The organism is Vibrio owensii CAIM 1854 = LMG 25443 (assembly GCF_000817815.1).
Taxonomy (GTDB): domain Bacteria; phylum Pseudomonadota; class Gammaproteobacteria; order Enterobacterales; family Vibrionaceae; genus Vibrio; species Vibrio owensii.
The window spans coordinates 1-16,130 of record NZ_JPRD01000068.1 but is presented as its reverse complement, the minus strand read 5'-3'; the positions used below and the strand labels follow the sequence as shown (position 1 = coordinate 16,130).

Sequence of the window (16,130 nt, the reverse complement as noted above, 5' to 3'; positions counted from 1 at the left end):
TGTCGAAAATTACTTACCTGTAAAGTGCAGCACACGTATGCTGCACGGTCGATAACCCACTATAGCACGTAACAAGCCCTTGTCATCGAGTGGGATACGGTAAAATGTGAAGGGTCTAAAACTTTGCTTTTAGTTGGATATCAACCGTTTCATGAAGCTCAGAAAATACGATGACCGCTTCGCCTTTCTCTAATTGGGATTTGACCTGATCGATTTTACTCTGCAGTGAAACTTCGACTGAGCCGTAGTCGGTGCCTTCACGTAGCACGAATTCTCGGATCAGGTTTTCTAGTGTCTCTGGCGCAATGTCTTGCCATGGAATGATCATAAATACCTCAAACTTTTATGATGTTTAGTGCGTGCAGAAGCGTTATGTCTGACACGCTTAGTAGTTTACTGTGTTCGCGGTACGGATACAGCAGAAAGGTAGTCTGCGGCGATACTTTCGTAATAAGCCGGTAAAGCTTCTTCCAACCAGAACTTAGGTTTTAATGCAGTACCTGTCAGGAAACCAACGTGACCACCGTGCTCATAAAGTCGGTAATCGATGTTGTCTGGCAGCACGAATTTTGGGATCACCTCTTCGGTCATAAACGGATCGTCTTTGGCGTGGATGATCAAGGTTGGCAAGGTGATCTGTTGCAGCTTGCTCAAGCCTGAACACTGGTCGTAATAATCTTGCGCGTCTTTAAAGCCATGCAAAGGGGCAGTGATCAGATCGTCGAATTCGTATAAGCGCGTCACGCGTTTGATTGAGTTATACGACAAGGCGAGTTCACCTTGGATTAAGTCGTGTTTTTGCAGCGCATTGCGTTTGAGCGAAGAGAGTAGGTAGCGCTTGTAGACCTTGGAGAAGCCTTGTTCAATACGGTTAGCACACGCGGCCAAATCCAGCGGTGCAGAGACAATGGTTGCAGCGCTCAAGATTGGATCATCTTTGTACTCAGCCAAGTAGTTCGCCAACATGTTCCCACCGAGAGAAATGCCTACTGCAACTTTTGGGTTATTGGGAAACTGCTGATTGAGCTGTTCAAGAAAGAAACGAGCGTCCGTCACTTCACCGGAATGATAGGCACGGGCTTTCTTGTTTGGTTTACCGCTGCAACCACGAAAGTGCATCATGACCGACAGCCAACCCGATTTAGAGAAAGCGTTCATCAAACCGTTCGCATACGGGCTATAGAAGCAGCCCTCCAAGCCATGGAATAAGACGAAGATAGGTTTGTTGCGTGCGGCTTCGGAATCTGGCTGTTGCGACCATGCCAAATCGAGGAAGTCACCATCTGGTGTATCGAGTGTTTGCCAAATAGGCGTAAACAACGCTTTCTTGCGGATAAAGCGCGGTAATAGCGTCTGAAGATGCGGGTTCTTAATCCCGGCGGCTGCGAAAAATTGTGTCATACCTAACTGCTCTTATATGGTCCTTCAATGTTCGCTGAAGAACTTATTAATATAATCCTTTATAGCTTTAGTATAGATATTTTACTGGTTTATGACGGATTTATGGATGGTGAATGTTCGGAACGGGAATTGAGAACGCCTGTTGCAAATGCTCTCCACCCAATTGGCGGCAGTATCTCAGCGTCAGTGGGTCACCATCGTTTTTGACTAATTGAAGTGAGTTAACACAGTCAACTAAGTCTGATTGCTGCTGCTTTTCGAGCTGCAATTCGAACTGCAATGCTTCACGATAAAGTGCGTCGTTGACTTGCGCTTTGAGGTGGCGACGAAGTTCGCGGTAAGAGTGGAGTAGAGTTTCGCTTCGACCAAGACAGCCTTGAACTAAATGCCAGTCTTGCTCTTGGAAAATCACCTGCTGCTCATCGAGCCATCTGAGCAGCAGTAATAGGTTCACGTTGCCGTGGTAGTTGTTTTGCAATGATAAGCACGCTTCCTTCACTTCTCGCACACCATAAAATTGCAGACTGAACTGCCAAAGGTGTTCTAGGGTAAGAGTGTATTCTGCGTGCTCGTTTGTCATTGATTAAACTCTAGTTCCATCTGCTCGAGTGTTTCTTGGGCAGACATCCATTCCATTTCTACTTCTTCAAGATCTGCTTTGCTAGAAGCTTGAAGCGCCAACACTTCGTTAAGTTTAGCCTTGTTTTCGGCTTCATACAGCGAGTTATCCGCTAATTGCTCTTCTGCTTTCGCTAGAGCTTCACCTAACTTATCCATTTTGTTTTCTAACTGTGTCAGCGTTTTGCGAATTGGTGCGGTCAGCTTACGAAATTCTGCTTCGCGTCGCTTTTGCTCTTTTTTCGCCGCTGCACTGTTGGCGTTATCTTTAACTGGCTGAGCTGCTTGTGCTTCTTTACGCTCGGCTTTTTGTTGTTCGGTCAACCACTTGTAGTAATCACTCAAGTCACCGTCGAATGGTGCTACTTGGCGATCGTGCACAAGGTACAGATCATCTGTGGTTGCACGCAATAGGTAACGGTCGTGCGAAACAATCACCATTGCACCTTCGAATGTTTGCAGTGCCATGGTCAGTGCTTGGCGCATGTCCAAGTCCAAGTGGTTGGTCGGTTCATCGAGTAGCAACAGGTTTGGTTTCTGCCACACAATTAGTGCCAATACCAAACGTGCTTTCTCACCACCAGAAAACGGTGCGACTTTCTCAAGCGCTTTATCACCTTGGAAACCAAAGCTACCTAGGTAATCACGTAGCTGCTGCTCGGTTTGATCTGGTGCGATTTGCATCATGTGCTGCAGCGGTGTTTCTTCTGGGTGCAGTGTTTCTAGTTGGTGCTGAGCGAAGTAACCGATCTTCACGCCTTGCGAGTAAGTCAGATCGCCGCCTTGCGCTTTTAGCTCACCAGACAGCAATTTGATCAAGGTTGATTTACCCGCGCCGTTACGACCAAGTAGACCAATGCGGCTGCCCGGTACTAGGTTTAGGCGGATCTTCTCTAGGATCAGGTTGTCACCGTAGCCTGCCGACACTTCATCCATCATCATGATTGGGTTTGGTAGGGCTGCAGGATCGCGGAACTGGAAACTAAATGGGTTATCGAACTGCGCTGGCAGTACCTTCTCCATACGCTCCAGCGCTTTAATTCGGCTTTGTGCTTGGCGCGCTTTGGATGCTTTGTAACGGAAGCGGTCAATGTAGCTTTGCATGTGCGACATCTGTTTCTGTTGCTTCTCGAACATCGCTTGTTGCAGCACCATTTTTTGTGCGCGTTGGTTTTCGAATGACGAGTAGTTACCCGTGTATTCGTTCAGCTGCTGATTCTCGATGTGAATGATGCGACCAACGATTGGATCCAAGAAGTCACGGTCGTGCGAGATCAGAATCAATGTGCCAGGGTAGTTTTGTAGCCAACGCTCTAGCCACATTACCGCGTCCAAATCTAAGTGGTTGGTTGGTTCGTCGAGTAACAGTAGATCAGAACGACACAACAGCGCTTGAGCCAAGTTAAGGCGCATACGCCAACCACCCGAGAACTGAGTCAGGTTCCAGCTCATTTGCTCTTGGCTAAAGCCTAGGCCGTCAAGCAGTTCGGCTGCACGTGCGCGAATGCTGTAACCGCCAATGGTTTCAATCTTGCCGTGGATCTCTGCAACCAGTGTGCCGTTGTCTTTCTCTTCGGCGATCGCCAGTTGAGCTTCAAGATCGCGGAACTCACGATCACCATCAATAACGTATTCAATTGCGCTGCGGTCTAGTGCAGGGGTTTCCTGTGCTACCCATGCCAACTCCCAATGCTGCGGCTGACTGAATGAGCCCGCATCAATCGACAATTCGTCTTTCAGTAGTGCGAATAGGGTCGATTTACCACAGCCATTTTTACCAACCAGACCCACTTTATCGCCTGGGTGAATGGTTGCAGAAGCTTGGTCTAAAAGAGGTTTACCGCCACGCAGTAACTGAATATCAGAGAAGGTAATCATAGAGTTTTAATTCACTTTGCGCAGTGCGCGTTTCTTGGTCGTTGATCTCGCGATGAATAGTAGGGGTATTGGCGGGAAAAGTCGATCTCTGAGCTTTAATTGCATTATGCTATACAAAAAAGTATAACAATCTGATAACGATAATTTTTACTAGGAAATCAACACAAGGACGACCATTTGGCTGTTGCAGCGTCTATTCCCCCAAGAGTTCTGGTTATTTATGCTCACCCAGAGCCGCAAAACTCCATTGCTAATCAAGTGATGATTAAAAAAATCGAATCGCTTGATCATGTCACGGTGCACGATCTTTATGGTGCGTACCCTGATTTCTTTATCGATGTTAACTATGAACACCACTTATTGGCGGAACACGATGTGATCGTTTTTCATCATCCCCTCTATATGTATTCCTGCCCAGCGTTGCTAAAAGAGTGGATGGATCGTGTGTTAGGCAAAGGCTTTGCGTTTGGCGATGGTTGCGCATTAGAGGGTAAATATTGGCGCAGTGTGATTACTACTGGCGGTAAAGAGGATGCGTTCAGTCCTATGGGCTACAACAAGTACCCACTTGAGCAAATCCTGCAACCATTCGAGTTGACTGCGGCACTATGTCAGATGCACTGGATGGAACCTTTAGTGTTGTACTGGTCGCGTAATGTCTCGGATATCGAACGTTATCAGCATGCAGAGCAGTATCGTCAATGGCTCAATCATCCCCTGAGAGAGTGGGGAGAGCAAGGAGGCCAACATGGCGATGACCAGTGAGTTTCTTCAAAGTAGCGTCGTTTTTCTTTCTGCCGCCGTTGTTGCCGTACCGATTGCTCAGCGACTTGGTTTGGGATCGGTACTCGGTTACCTGATTGCAGGTGTTTTAATTGGCCCTTGGGGGCTGGGGTTGATCAGCGATGTGGATGCGATTCTCCATTTCGCTGAACTCGGGGTGGTGTTGCTGCTGTTCTTAATTGGCTTGGAACTGAACCCCAAAAAATTATGGCAAATGCGTGGGCCGATACTCGGCTTAGGTGGTGCTCAAGTCATCGTGACCACGGCTGTGATCGGCAGTATCGTCAGCTTGTTTGGATTGAGCATGCAAGTCAGCCTCGTCATTGGTATGGGTTTGGCGCTCTCGTCGACGGCAATTGCACTAAAAGTGATAGAAGAGCAGGGGCAAGCCGGCACCGAAACCGGACAATCTGGTTTTGCTGTGTTGCTATTCCAAGATATTGCCGTCATTCCGATGCTCGCTATGTTGCCATTACTTGCTGGTGGGCAAGGTGGTGGCGATTGGTTAGATGCCATTTGGGTACTAGGTAGTGTGGTTGCGTTATTAGTTGGCGGTCATTTCCTTTTACGTCCTCTGTTCCGTTTTGTGGTGATGAGTGGCGTGCGTGAACTTTTCACCGTTGCCGCTCTTCTAGTGGTACTTGGTATCTCTGTTGCGATGCAAAAACTGGGGCTATCGATGGCACTCGGCACTTTCCTTGCGGGCGTGCTGCTGGCAGAAAGTGAATACCGTCATGAGCTAGAAATCGCGATTGAACCTTTTAAAGGCCTGCTGCTTGGCTTGTTCTTTATTGCGGTTGGTATGGCGGTGAATTTGGGCTTATTAGCACTTCAACCGTTCGCGATTATTAGTGCCGTGATTGCCCTTGTTGTAGTGAAAGGTTTGGTGCTGTATGTCTTGGCTCGCACTGCTCGAGTCCGTGCAAAATCGCGCAGTCGTATGGCGGCGATTTTGAGCCAAGGTGGTGAGTTTGCGTTTGTGATTTTCACCGCAGCAAGCCAAGAAGGCATCTTAACCAAAGAGCAAGTTTCCTTCTTATTGGTTGTGGTGAGTTTGTCAATGGTGACGACACCACTGTTGCTCATGGGGCAGAAAAAATGGTTTGCTCATACGCTGAACCAAGAAGAAGAGAGCGTGGCTAGCAATGTTGTTGATCGTCGACCTCGAGTGATTATCGCAGGCTTTGGTCGTTTTGGTCAGATTGTTGGACGCTTGATGTACGCCAACAAGATCAAAGTAACGGTACTAGAAAGTGACGCGAGCCAAATCCACTTGCTGCGTAAATACGGCTATAAGGTGTTTTATGGTGATGCGACTCAGATTGATTTGTTACGTGCCGCAGGTGCGGATAAAGCAGAAGCCTTAGTGATCTGTACCGACTCACCAGATGAGGTGATGGCGATTGTCGACATTTGCCGTGAATACTTCCCGAAATTAAAAATCCTCGCCCGTGCTCGCAGCCGTGTGGAAGCGTATCAACTGATGAATCACGGCGTGCAGAACTACTCGCGTGAAACCTTTTTAGGCGCCTTAGATCTAGGTCGCCAAGCGCTCGTAGAATTAGGCATGCACCCGTATCAAGCAAAGCGGGCAGAAGCACATTTTCGTAAGTTAGATAATGCTATGCTCAAGGACTTGTTACCTCAGCATAATGAGGACAAAGAACTTGCTCAACGCTCGAAAGAAGCACGTAAAGAACTAGAAGAAATCTTCGGTCGCGAAATGGAAAGCGATCAACAGTCGCCAAATCATTGGAAGTAGTACCCGCGCAGCATCAAGCGGGAAAAGGAATAAAAGTGAAAGCCAAGAAACGTTTTATCGCGGGTGCAAGCTGCCCGAAATGCAGCCAGCAGGATACCTTACGCTGGTGGATCGAGAACAACATCGAACTGGTTGAGTGTGTTGACTGTAATTTTACCGAACAGCGTAAACCGCAATCTGTAGAAAAAAATAAACACTCAGAACAAGAAATGATTGGGATTTTTAAGCCTGAGTAATTGAACTTCGTTAATTGATCCCCATAATACTACCATCTCGGTACTTAACCCCATTCTGGTTAGGTCAATTAATCTCCCTGGAGTTAGTATGAAAATTGAAAAGAACGTTGTTGCAAGCCTTGCATACAAAGTAATGTTGGAAGACGGTGTTGTTGTTGATCAATCAACAGCTGACGCGCCTCTTGATTACCTACACGGTCACAACAACCTGATCACTGGTCTTGAAAACGAACTAGAAGGCAAAGTGGCTGGCGACAAGTTCTCAGTAACAGTAGCTCCTGAAGATGCGTACGGCGACCACAACGATGCACTAGTGCAACGTGTTCCTGCAGACGTATTCCAAGGCGTTGACCAAATCGAAGTTGGCATGCGTTTCCTAGCAGATACTGATCAAGGTCCAATCCCTGTAGAAGTAACTGAAGTAGACGGCGACGAAGTTGTTGTAGATGGCAACCACATGCTAGCTGGCCAAACACTAACTTTCGAAGTAGAAGTTATGGCTACTCGTGAAGCAACAGCTGAAGAGATCGAGCACGGTCACATCCACCAAGGTGGTGGCTGCTGCGGCGGTGACGACAAAGAAGGCGGCTGCTGTGGTGGCGAAGAGAAAGGCGACGACCACGAATGTTGTGGCGGCGGCGGTTGCGGTTCTCACTAATCGCACGCTCTTTACTAGATAACGTAATCTAGAAAAGCTTTGAAAAGCGCAAGTTGAGGTTTCAACTTGCGCTTTTTGTTTATCTAGGGTGTAGTGCAAATCATACAAGGAATAACAGTTGGACAAAGTGATGACGAAACCCTTCTCGATTGCGATTCATGGTGGTGCGGGCACTATCTTACGTGAACAGATGAGTGATGAACTGCAGCAATCCATCTTGACGGATTTAGAAGCTGCGGTAAAAGCGGGCCATCAAATTCTAGAAAAAGGCGGCGAAGCGTTGGATGCTGTGGTTGCTGCGGTTAAGGTTCTTGAAGACTCTCCTAATTTCAATGCAGGCAAAGGCTCGGTTCTTACTCACAATGAAATGGTAGAAATGGACGCCTCTGTAATGGATGGTAGAAACCAAGCGGCAGGTGCTGTTGCCGGTATTCGTCATATTAAGAACCCCATCGAGCTCGCTCGTGATGTAATGAAAAACAGCAACCATGTGCTGTTAGTCGGCGAGGGTGCTGAGAAATTTGCTTTCGAACAAGGCCATGAGTACACAGAGCAAGATTACTTCTTCACTGATCGTCGCTATGAACAACTGATTTCTATGCGTGAGAAAGGCATGTTTGCTCTTTCCGAGTCCCGTTACCCAGATGATCGTAAACACGGTACCGTCGGCGCTGTAGCATTGGATCAACATGGTAACTTAGCGGCAGCGACCAGTACTGGCGGTGTGACCAACAAGAAATACGGACGAGTGGGAGATTCTGCTCTGATTGGGTGCGGCACGGTGGCAGAGAATGGCGTTGTTGCGGTTTCCACTACAGGTGTCGGCGAGTTCTTTATCCGTAAACGAGTGGCGGAAGACGTTGCAGCGCGCATGCGTTATTTGCAAGAAAACGTCCGCACTGCCTGTGAACATATCATCCAAGGTGAACTTAAAGAGATGGGCGGAGAGGGCGGTCTAATCGCTATTGATGCACAAGGTGAGTTGCACTTTGCGATGAACAGTTCTGGTATGTATCGAGCAGGGATCAACACTCAAGGTGAATTGAGCGTAAACATTTACTCAGACGAGTAGCGATTCGCTTCTTAAAGACAACAAAGCCCAGATAAGAGTCTGGGCTTTGTGTTATTTACTGCACTGAGATTCGGATGAATCAGTAGTGCGGTGGCGGTGTTTCTTCTGATGGATCGGCCAAATTCGACGAATCCATATTCTTCACTTTACCTACCACGTATTTCATCTGATCGAGCATCTTGGTGATTTGCAGTTGCTGCTGTGACAAGGCACCGTTCAGATCTTCAATCGTCTGTTCTTGGAACGCAAGCTGACACTCTAAGTCATTAATGCGACTTTCCAATTGCTGAATGATTTTCTCTGTCATGATCCGTTCTCTAGCTGCCAAGCTTGGGCAATGCCCGCAGAAGTGGCAGTAATTACACGTTGCTTGGAATCAAAGGCTGCATCATACACGACCGCACGAGGAGGGCGAGTATCTTTTTTCGGCTCGACTTCAAATCTATCCACTCGTTTACCCGTGTGAGTATCCCATACCATCACGCGCCCTGAAGGCGTTCCTGTAACCAATAAGCTGCCATCGTCTGAGAATCGTGCCGTCGAGAAGATCAACTGACGAGACCAACTGCTGAGCTGAGTGACTTCTTCACCCGTCTCTAAATTCCAGATAATGGCTTGGTTGCCACCGTCTGAAGTCATGGCCAGTTTTCCATCTCTCTGCAAGGCAACTCGAACAACGCGCTGGTCGTGTTCAAAGGTACGCAATACTAGCCCGGTTTCGGTATCCCACAGATACGCTTTGTAGTCATTACCACCCGTTAAGGCGAAGCGACCGTTGGGTGAGATAGCGACAGAATTGACTTTTTCTTGGTGCGCAAGGAACTCTAGCCTGCGACCAGTGACTAAGTTGACGTGAATCGCTTTACCGTTGGACAAGCCAAGCAACACTTGTTCTCCGTTACTGGTGATATCAACGTCTCGAATCAGCGCGTCATCGATAGACCAAAGTCCTTCGGCTTGAGTCCATCCGAGATCCCACACAGCGAAGTTCATTTGGCTCGCAGTGACTGCATAACGACCATTGTCCGAAATGCGAATATGGGAGACCACATTGGCGGCTTGATCGAGTTCACCCAGCTTTGCGAGTTGTTTGTTTTGCTCCAAATCCCAAAGAACCAATTGGTGCTCTTTGGAGTACAGCAGCGCGAATCGACCATCTCGACTGAGCGCAAAGCTGGTGGAACCTTGTGGTTCGAGTGACCAACGTTGAACATCGCGATCGGTAAAAAAGCATCCATTTAACGTGGTGATGACAATTAAATATAGGAATAAATGAGAAATTCTTTGCATCACATCTAATAATCCGGTTTGTGTCTTAAGACATATAGCTAGTATATTGGTATAACGATTGTCTTCACTAGTCTCATAGAAGATTTGTGCACAACAACCAGTGGCTAAGCCATTATTGGGAGAATTTAATGAAATCAGTTTTAAAAGTGTCGCTACTTGCTGCAACAGTAATGCTAGCGGTAGGTTGTCAAAAAGAAGAAACAAAACCAGAAGCAGCACCTCAAGCAGAACAAGTTCAAGCAGAAACTGGTAAAGCAGTTCACTTTAAAAACGACGATGACAAAGCGGCTTACGCGATCGGTGTTTCATTTGCTAACTACCTAAGCACTAGCATTGAGAAACCAAGCGAGATTGGCATCGACCTAAACAAAGACCTAGTTCTTAAAGGTATCGAAGACGTATTTAAAGACAAAGCAGCGCTAAACGAAGAAGAAACTCGTGCAGCTCTAGAATCTCTAGACAAGCGCGTTGCTGAAACTATGCAAAAGCAAGCGGCTGAAAAAGCAGCTGAAGCGAAGAAAGCTGGCGATGACTTCCGTGCTGAGTTCGAGAAACAAGAAGGCGTAGTGAAGACAGATTCTGGCCTTCTATACCAAGTTGAGACTCCAGCTGAAGGCGAGAAGCCAAAAGACACTGATACTGTTCAAGTACACTACAAAGGTACTCTGATCGACGGTACTCAATTCGACAGCTCATACGATCGTGGCGAACCAGCAACATTCCCACTAAACCGTGTAATCCCAGGTTGGACTGAAGGTGTTCAGCTAATGCCTGTGGGTTCTAAGTTCAAATTCGTTATCCCGCCAGAGCTAGCATACGGTGATCAAGACACACCAAGCATTCCAGCTAACTCAACGCTAGTATTCGAAGTTGAGCTACTAAAAATTGAGAACGACAACGCTGCTCAATAATTACAGTTAGCGATAACTTGATGAAAAAAGGTCCGTTTTACGGACCTTTTTTGTTCTAGGTCACTAGTTGGTGAGTTTGCTAGGTTGCCTTTCAAATTTTCTGATAAACTTACACCAATTTGTTGATTTTTCGCTCGAAGGCTTATGACAACTACAGAAACAATAAATGCGGAAATGTTGCTCGAAATGGAATCTGTCAACGTGATGCCATTTACCGAGCACGATAAAATCATCTTGAGATCCTACGAGGCGGTCGTGGACGGCATTGCCAGCCTGATCGGTCCTTTCTGTGAAATCGTTCTTCACTCACTCGAAGATCTCAATACCTCTGCAATCAAAATCGCTAACGGCGAGAACACTGGTCGTCAGGTGGGCTCTCCTATCACAGATTTAGCGCTTAAGATGTTGAAAGACATCGAAGGCTCTGAGCGTAACTTCTCGCGTTCGTACTTTACCCGCGCAAAAGGCGGCGTATTGATGAAGTCGATCACCGTTGCTATTCGTAATGGCGAAAACCGCGTGATTGGTCTGCTTTGTATCAACGTCAACCTTGATGCGCCTTTCTCTCAAGTGCTGCAATCGTTCATGCCAACGCAAGAAGCGAAAGAAGCGGCGTCTTCTGTTAACTTTGCAAGCGATGTTGAAGAACTCGTAGACCAAACGGTTGAGCGCACGATTGAAGAGATCAATGCTGACAAATCCGTATCGAACAACACCAAAAACCGTCAGATCGTGATGGAGTTGTACGACAAAGGCATCTTCGACATCAAAGACGCCATCAACCGTGTCGCAGACCGTCTGAACATTTCTAAACACACCGTGTACCTATACATTCGTCAGCGTAAAACTGAGGACGAATAAGCGTGAGTGGATTAACTTACACGCTGGTCGTGAATGGTCCTGTTTACGGCAGTCAATCGGCACGCAGCGCATACCAATTCGCACAAGCGGTAATTGAACAAGGACATACTCTGGTGAGTGTGTTCTTTTACCAAGATGGCGTCACCAATGGTACGGCTCTGAGCGTGCCTGCCAACGACGAGTTTGACCTAACCAAAGCATGGCAATCACTCGCACAGCAACGCGATGTTCGTTTGGAAACGTGCGTGGCAGCGGCATTGCGTCGCGGTATCATCAGCGAAGATGAAGCGAATCAACACGGTCTTGAACAGGACAACCTAGCTACAGGGTTCGAGCAAGCCGGTTTGGGGAGCTTAGCCGAAGCCATGTTAACCCAAGATAGAGTGGTGCAGTTTTGAGTCAGCTAACTTACCTATTTCGTAGCGCACCTCATGGTAGTAATGCAGGACGTGAAGGTGTGGATGCACTGCTAGCGGCATCTGCGTACTGTGAAGACATCACCGTCCTATTTGTTGGCGATGGTGTTTATCAGTTACTGCTTGGACAAGAGCCTAAAGGCATCTTAAGCAAAGACTACGCACCAATGCTGAAGTTGTTCGACTTGTACGACATTGAGCAAGTGTTTGTTTGTGCTGATTCGCTTGCCGAGCGTGGCGTGGCTCAAGCCGATTTAGTCATTGATGCAGAGGCTCTAAATACTGAGCAACTAAAAGCTAAACTGCAACAAGCGGGCAAACTGCTGTCATTCTGAGGAAGCCATGTTACATATCATCAAATCCGTAGCTGCGTTAGACGATGCAATGGCACTGTACAGTGAGCAAGATGATGTCTTGTTGATTGAAGATGCCGTGTACGCTGCGAACCCTCAGCATAAGGCGTTCAGCAAGGTAAAAGGTCCATCAGTGTTTGTGCTACAAAGCGATATTGAAGCCCGTGGTATGAGCAATCGTATCAGCCCATCTATTGAGGTGATTGACTATGCTGGCTTTGTTGAACTAACAGCAAAACAAGCCAAATCTCTGACTTGGGATTAACCCTTCTTTCCTGTCGATTGAGCTTTACGGACTAATTACCCTAATTGAACAAAAAAGATCCGTATATTTCTTGACACACCTCTCACTGCTGCATAGAATTTTGCGTCCCTAACTGCCAACCGCTGTTAGGGATAGATTTTTCACAAAGCTTACTTTCAAGTAAATCAGGAGCTAGTTAATGGCAACTATTAACCAGTTGGTACGTAAGCCACGTGCAAAGCAAGTTGTTAAAAGCAACGTGCCTGCACTAGAAGCGTGCCCACAAAAACGTGGTGTATGTACTCGTGTTTACACTACTACACCTAAAAAACCTAACTCAGCACTTCGTAAAGTTTGTCGTGTACGTCTGACAAACGGCTTCGAAGTTACATCGTACATCGGCGGTGAAGGTCACAACCTTCAAGAGCACAGTGTTGTACTAATCCGTGGCGGTCGTGTAAAAGACCTTCCGGGTGTACGTTACCACACTGTTCGCGGTGCACTTGACTGTGCTGGCGTTAACGACCGTAAACAAGGTCGTTCTAAGTACGGTGTGAAGCGTCCTAAGTCTTAATGGATTCCGTTAAGTAAGGCCAAACACTAAATTATTTTTAATTTTTTGAAAAAACTGAAAAGTTTTGGATAAAACCTGAAGAAGACAACGGAGAAAATCCATGCCACGTCGTCGCGTCATTGGTCAGCGTAAGATCCTTCCAGATCCAAAGTTCAAATCTGAACTGCTGGCAAAATTCGTTAACATCCTAATGGTTGACGGTAAAAAATCTACTGCAGAGAAAATTGTTTACACTGCACTAGATTCTATGGCTGAAAAGTCTGGTAAAGACCACTTAGCTATTTTTGAAGAAGCTCTTGAAAATGTTCGCCCAGCGGTAGAAGTTAAATCTCGCCGTGTAGGTGGTTCAACTTACCAAGTACCTGTAGAAGTACGTCCGGTTCGCCGTAACGCACTTGCTATGCGTTGGTTGGTTGAAGCTGCGCGTAAGCGTGGTGAAAAATCTATGGCTCAACGCCTAGCTGCTGAAATGCTAGACGCGTCTGAGAACAAAGGTACTGCGGTTAAGAAACGTGAAGACGTTCACCGCATGGCTGACGCAAACAAAGCGTTCGCTCATTACCGTTGGTAATACCTTTTCAGTGCTGCAAGGTTCCTTGCAGCACTTCTTTAGTTCCTATGCATATGCTAGGAACTATTGCTATATCTAGGGGATAGCATTTTTTAGCTATAGCAATAGTCCCTATCTTTAAGTAAGAGGATTCAATCGTGGCTCGCAAAACTCCTATTGAGCGCTACCGTAATATCGGTATCTGTGCTCACGTAGATGCAGGTAAAACAACCACTACTGAACGTATTCTGTTCTACACTGGTCTGTCTCATAAAATCGGTGAAGTTCACGATGGCGCAGCAACCATGGACTGGATGGAGCAGGAGCAAGAACGTGGTATCACAATCACGTCTGCGGCGACTACTACCTTCTGGCGTGGTATGGAAGCACAATTCCAAGAGCACCGCGTTAACATCATCGACACCCCTGGACACGTTGACTTTACTATCGAAGTAGAGCGTTCTCTGCGCGTACTTGATGGTGCAGTTGTTGTGTTCTGTGGTTCATCTGGTGTTGAACCTCAGTCTGAAACTGTATGGCGTCAAGCTGACAAGTACCACGTTCCACGTATGGTATTTGTAAACAAGATGGACCGTGCAGGTGCTGACTTCCTACGCGTTGTGGACCAAATTAAAAACCGTCTTGGTGCGAATCCTGTTCCAATCCAACTGAACGTTGGTGCAGAAGATGATTTCCGTGGTGTTATCGACCTTATCAAGATGAAAATGATCAACTGGAATGAAGCCGACCAAGGCATGTCGTTCACATACGACGAAATTCCAGCAGACATGCAAGAGCTTGCTGAAGAATGGCGCAACAACCTAGTTGAAGCGGCAGCGGAAGCAACTGAAGAGCTAATGGACAAGTACCTTGAAGAAGGTGAACTGTCTGAAGCTGAGATCAAACAAGCTCTACGTACTCGTACACTAAGCAACGAAATCGTACTGGCTACTTGTGGTAGTGCGTTCAAAAACAAAGGTGTTCAAGCAGTACTAGACGCAGTGATCGAATTCTTGCCGTCGCCAGTTGATGTTCCTGCAATTAAAGGCATCGACGAAAGAGAGAACGAAGTTGAGCGTCACGCAGACGACAACGAACCGTTCTCAGCACTAGCATTCAAGATCGCGACTGACCCATTCGTGGGCACGCTAACTTTCATGCGCGTTTACTCAGGTGTTGTGAACTCAGGTGATGCTGTTTACAACTCAGTAAAAGATAAGAAAGAGCGTTTCGGTCGTATCGTACAGATGCATGCGAACAAGCGTGAAGAAGTTAAAGAAGTTCGCGCTGGTGATATCGCAGCTGCTATCGGTCTGAAAGACGTTACAACAGGTGACACGCTATGTGACCAGAACCACAAAGTGATTCTAGAGCGCATGGAGTTCCCTGAACCGGTAATTCAGATCGCGGTAGAGCCTCGCTCTGTTGCCGATCAAGAGAAGATGGGTATTGCACTGGGTAAACTAGCGGCAGAAGATCCATCATTCCGCGTAAAAACGGACGACGAAACAGGTCAGACACTGATCTCTGGTATGGGTGAGCTTCACCTAGATATCATCGTTGATCGTATGAAACGTGAATTCAGCGTTGACTGTAATGTTGGTAAACCTCAGGTTGCGTACCGTGAAACAATCCGTGGCAACGCGGAAGTTGAAGGTAAATTTGTACGTCAATCTGGTGGTCGTGGTCAGTATGGTCACGTATGGATCAAACTGGAGCCATCTGAACCTGGTGAAGGTTTTGTCTTTGTTGACGAAATTGTGGGTGGTGTTGTTCCTAAGGAATACATCAACTCGGTAGCGAAAGGTATCGAAGAGCAAATGAACAGCGGTGTTCTAGCGGGTTATCCTGTATTAGATATTAAAGCCACTCTGTTTGATGGTTCTTACCACGATGTTGACTCTAACGAGATGGCGTTTAAGATCGCTGGCTCGATGGCATTCAAGAAGGGTTCATTAGAAGCACAGCCAGTTCTTCTTGAGCCAATGATGAATGTTGAAGTAACTACTCCTGAAGATTGGATGGGTGATGTTGTTGGTGACCTTAACCGCCGTCGCGGTATGATCGAAGGTATGGACGATGGTGTGGCTGGTATTAAGATCATCCGCGCTCAAGTACCACTATCTGAGATGTTTGGTTACGCAACGGACCTACGTTCTGCAACTCAAGGCCGTGCGTCTTACTCTATGGAGTTTAACGAGTACGCTGAAGTACCGAAAAACTTCGCAGATAAAATCATTGCAGACCGTGGTTACTAATTAAAACGCTTTGAGCTGAAAAAAAGTCCAGCTTTTTTTAAAGATCAATGCGTCCAAATATTGCGCTAACAGGCGTTGGCGCATAAAATAACAATTTCTGGCGCGTCGGGATCAATAATGATCACGGCGAATCATAACTAGGAAGGAACACGATTGTGTCTAAAGAAAAATTTGAACGTGTAAAACCGCACGTAAACGTTGGTACTATCGGCCACGTTGACCACGGTAAAACTACTCTAACTGCAGCTATCTGTACAACACTTGC

General features: G+C 46.8%; 20 protein-coding genes. 14 read left to right on the top strand and 6 right to left on the bottom strand.

Going from position 1 to position 16,130, the window contains the following annotated elements; genetic code table 11:
- Positions 1–115: 115 nt before the first annotated feature.
- The 4 genes from H735_RS26960 to H735_RS26945 form a co-directional block, all read right to left on the bottom strand.
- Positions 116–328 (bottom strand): YheU family protein, encoded by a 213-nt coding sequence (locus H735_RS26960; protein WP_005432763.1) that lies wholly within the window; start codon positions 326–328, stop codon positions 116–118.
- Between the two features lie 65 nt (positions 329–393).
- Positions 394–1,401 (bottom strand): hydrolase, encoded by a 1,008-nt coding sequence (locus tag H735_RS26955; RefSeq protein ID WP_020196241.1) that lies wholly within the window; start codon positions 1,399–1,401, stop codon positions 394–396.
- A 100-nt stretch (positions 1,402–1,501) separates the two neighbouring features.
- Positions 1,502–1,981, bottom strand: a complete 480-nt coding sequence (locus tag H735_RS26950; RefSeq protein WP_009705493.1) for a TIGR02444 family protein — start codon at positions 1,979–1,981, stop codon at positions 1,502–1,504.
- Positions 1,978–3,897 (bottom strand): ABC transporter ATP-binding protein, encoded by a 1,920-nt coding sequence (locus H735_RS26945; RefSeq protein WP_020196242.1) that lies wholly within the window; start codon positions 3,895–3,897, stop codon positions 1,978–1,980. The genes H735_RS26950 and H735_RS26945 overlap by 4 nt, the downstream gene beginning before the upstream one ends.
- Before the next feature lie 177 nt (positions 3,898–4,074).
- Here H735_RS26945 and kefG point away from each other — a divergent pair, with 177 nt between their 5' ends.
- The 5 genes from kefG (at position 4,075) to H735_RS26920 (ending at position 8,408) form a co-directional block, all read left to right on the top strand.
- Positions 4,075–4,662, top strand: a complete 588-nt coding sequence (kefG, locus tag H735_RS31245) for a glutathione-regulated potassium-efflux system ancillary protein KefG (RefSeq protein WP_005438364.1) — start codon at positions 4,075–4,077, stop codon at positions 4,660–4,662.
- Positions 4,646–6,442 carry a glutathione-regulated potassium-efflux system protein KefB gene (gene kefB, locus H735_RS26935; RefSeq protein ID WP_020196243.1) on the top strand — a complete coding sequence of 599 codons (1,797 nt, stop codon included), beginning with the start codon at positions 4,646–4,648 and terminating at the stop codon, positions 6,440–6,442. Before kefG ends, kefB begins: the two co-directional genes overlap by 17 nt.
- 35 nt (positions 6,443–6,477) lie before the next feature.
- Positions 6,478–6,678, top strand: coding sequence for a YheV family putative zinc ribbon protein (locus H735_RS26930; RefSeq protein ID WP_020196244.1), 201 nt, complete (start codon positions 6,478–6,480; stop codon positions 6,676–6,678).
- An 88-nt stretch (positions 6,679–6,766) separates the two neighbouring features.
- The gene (gene slyD / locus H735_RS26925) at positions 6,767–7,336 is read left to right on the top strand and encodes a peptidylprolyl isomerase (protein ID WP_005438368.1); all 570 of its coding nucleotides are present in this window, start codon (positions 6,767–6,769) and stop codon (positions 7,334–7,336) included.
- A gap of 130 nt (positions 7,337–7,466) precedes the next feature.
- Positions 7,467–8,408, top strand: coding sequence for an isoaspartyl peptidase/L-asparaginase family protein (locus H735_RS26920; RefSeq protein ID WP_042980686.1), 942 nt, complete (start codon positions 7,467–7,469; stop codon positions 8,406–8,408).
- A 79-nt stretch (positions 8,409–8,487) separates the two neighbouring features.
- On the opposite strand, the gene H735_RS26915 is transcribed toward H735_RS26920, so the two are convergent.
- Positions 8,488–8,715 carry a SlyX family protein gene (locus tag H735_RS26915; protein ID WP_020196246.1) on the bottom strand — a complete coding sequence of 76 codons (228 nt, stop codon included), beginning with the start codon at positions 8,713–8,715 and terminating at the stop codon, positions 8,488–8,490.
- Positions 8,712–9,698 carry a WD40 repeat domain-containing protein gene (locus tag H735_RS26910; protein ID WP_020196247.1) on the bottom strand — a complete coding sequence of 329 codons (987 nt, stop codon included), beginning with the start codon at positions 9,696–9,698 and terminating at the stop codon, positions 8,712–8,714. The genes H735_RS26915 and H735_RS26910 overlap by 4 nt, the downstream gene beginning before the upstream one ends.
- Positions 9,699–9,826: 128 nt before the next feature.
- On the opposite strand from H735_RS26910, the gene fkpA reads away from it, so the two are divergent.
- The 9 genes from fkpA to H735_RS30515 all read left to right on the top strand — a co-directional run.
- Positions 9,827–10,609, top strand: a complete 783-nt coding sequence (gene fkpA, locus H735_RS26905) for an FKBP-type peptidyl-prolyl cis-trans isomerase (RefSeq protein WP_009705500.1) — start codon at positions 9,827–9,829, stop codon at positions 10,607–10,609.
- Positions 10,610–10,753: 144 nt separating this feature from the next.
- Positions 10,754–11,470 carry a helix-turn-helix transcriptional regulator gene (locus tag H735_RS26900; protein WP_005438378.1) on the top strand — a complete coding sequence of 239 codons (717 nt, stop codon included), beginning with the start codon at positions 10,754–10,756 and terminating at the stop codon, positions 11,468–11,470.
- Positions 11,471–11,472: 2 nt separating this feature from the next.
- Positions 11,473–11,868, top strand: coding sequence for a sulfurtransferase complex subunit TusD (tusD, locus tag H735_RS26895; RefSeq protein ID WP_020196249.1), 396 nt, complete (start codon positions 11,473–11,475; stop codon positions 11,866–11,868).
- A complete protein-coding gene (gene tusC, locus H735_RS26890) occupies positions 11,865–12,221 on the top strand; it encodes a sulfurtransferase complex subunit TusC (RefSeq protein ID WP_020196250.1) in 357 nt (118 codons plus the stop codon). Before tusD ends, tusC begins: the two co-directional genes overlap by 4 nt.
- A gap of 7 nt (positions 12,222–12,228) precedes the next feature.
- On the top strand, positions 12,229–12,504 hold the full coding sequence (gene tusB, locus H735_RS26885) for a sulfurtransferase complex subunit TusB (protein WP_020196251.1): 276 nt from the start codon (positions 12,229–12,231) through the stop codon (positions 12,502–12,504).
- Between the two features lie 178 nt (positions 12,505–12,682).
- Positions 12,683–13,057: a 30S ribosomal protein S12 gene (rpsL, locus tag H735_RS26880; protein WP_004399892.1), complete on the top strand. Its 375-nt coding sequence runs from the start codon at positions 12,683–12,685 to the stop codon at positions 13,055–13,057.
- Positions 13,058–13,157: 100 nt separating this feature from the next.
- Positions 13,158–13,628 carry a 30S ribosomal protein S7 gene (gene rpsG / locus H735_RS26875; RefSeq protein WP_005438390.1) on the top strand — a complete coding sequence of 157 codons (471 nt, stop codon included), beginning with the start codon at positions 13,158–13,160 and terminating at the stop codon, positions 13,626–13,628.
- Between the two features lie 137 nt (positions 13,629–13,765).
- The gene (gene fusA / locus H735_RS26870) at positions 13,766–15,865 is read left to right on the top strand and encodes an elongation factor G (RefSeq protein WP_020196252.1); all 2,100 of its coding nucleotides are present in this window, start codon (positions 13,766–13,768) and stop codon (positions 15,863–15,865) included.
- Between the two features lie 155 nt (positions 15,866–16,020).
- Positions 16,021–16,130 (top strand): GTP-binding protein (locus H735_RS30515; RefSeq protein WP_133152127.1); only part of this gene is annotated, 110 nt, incomplete at its 3' end.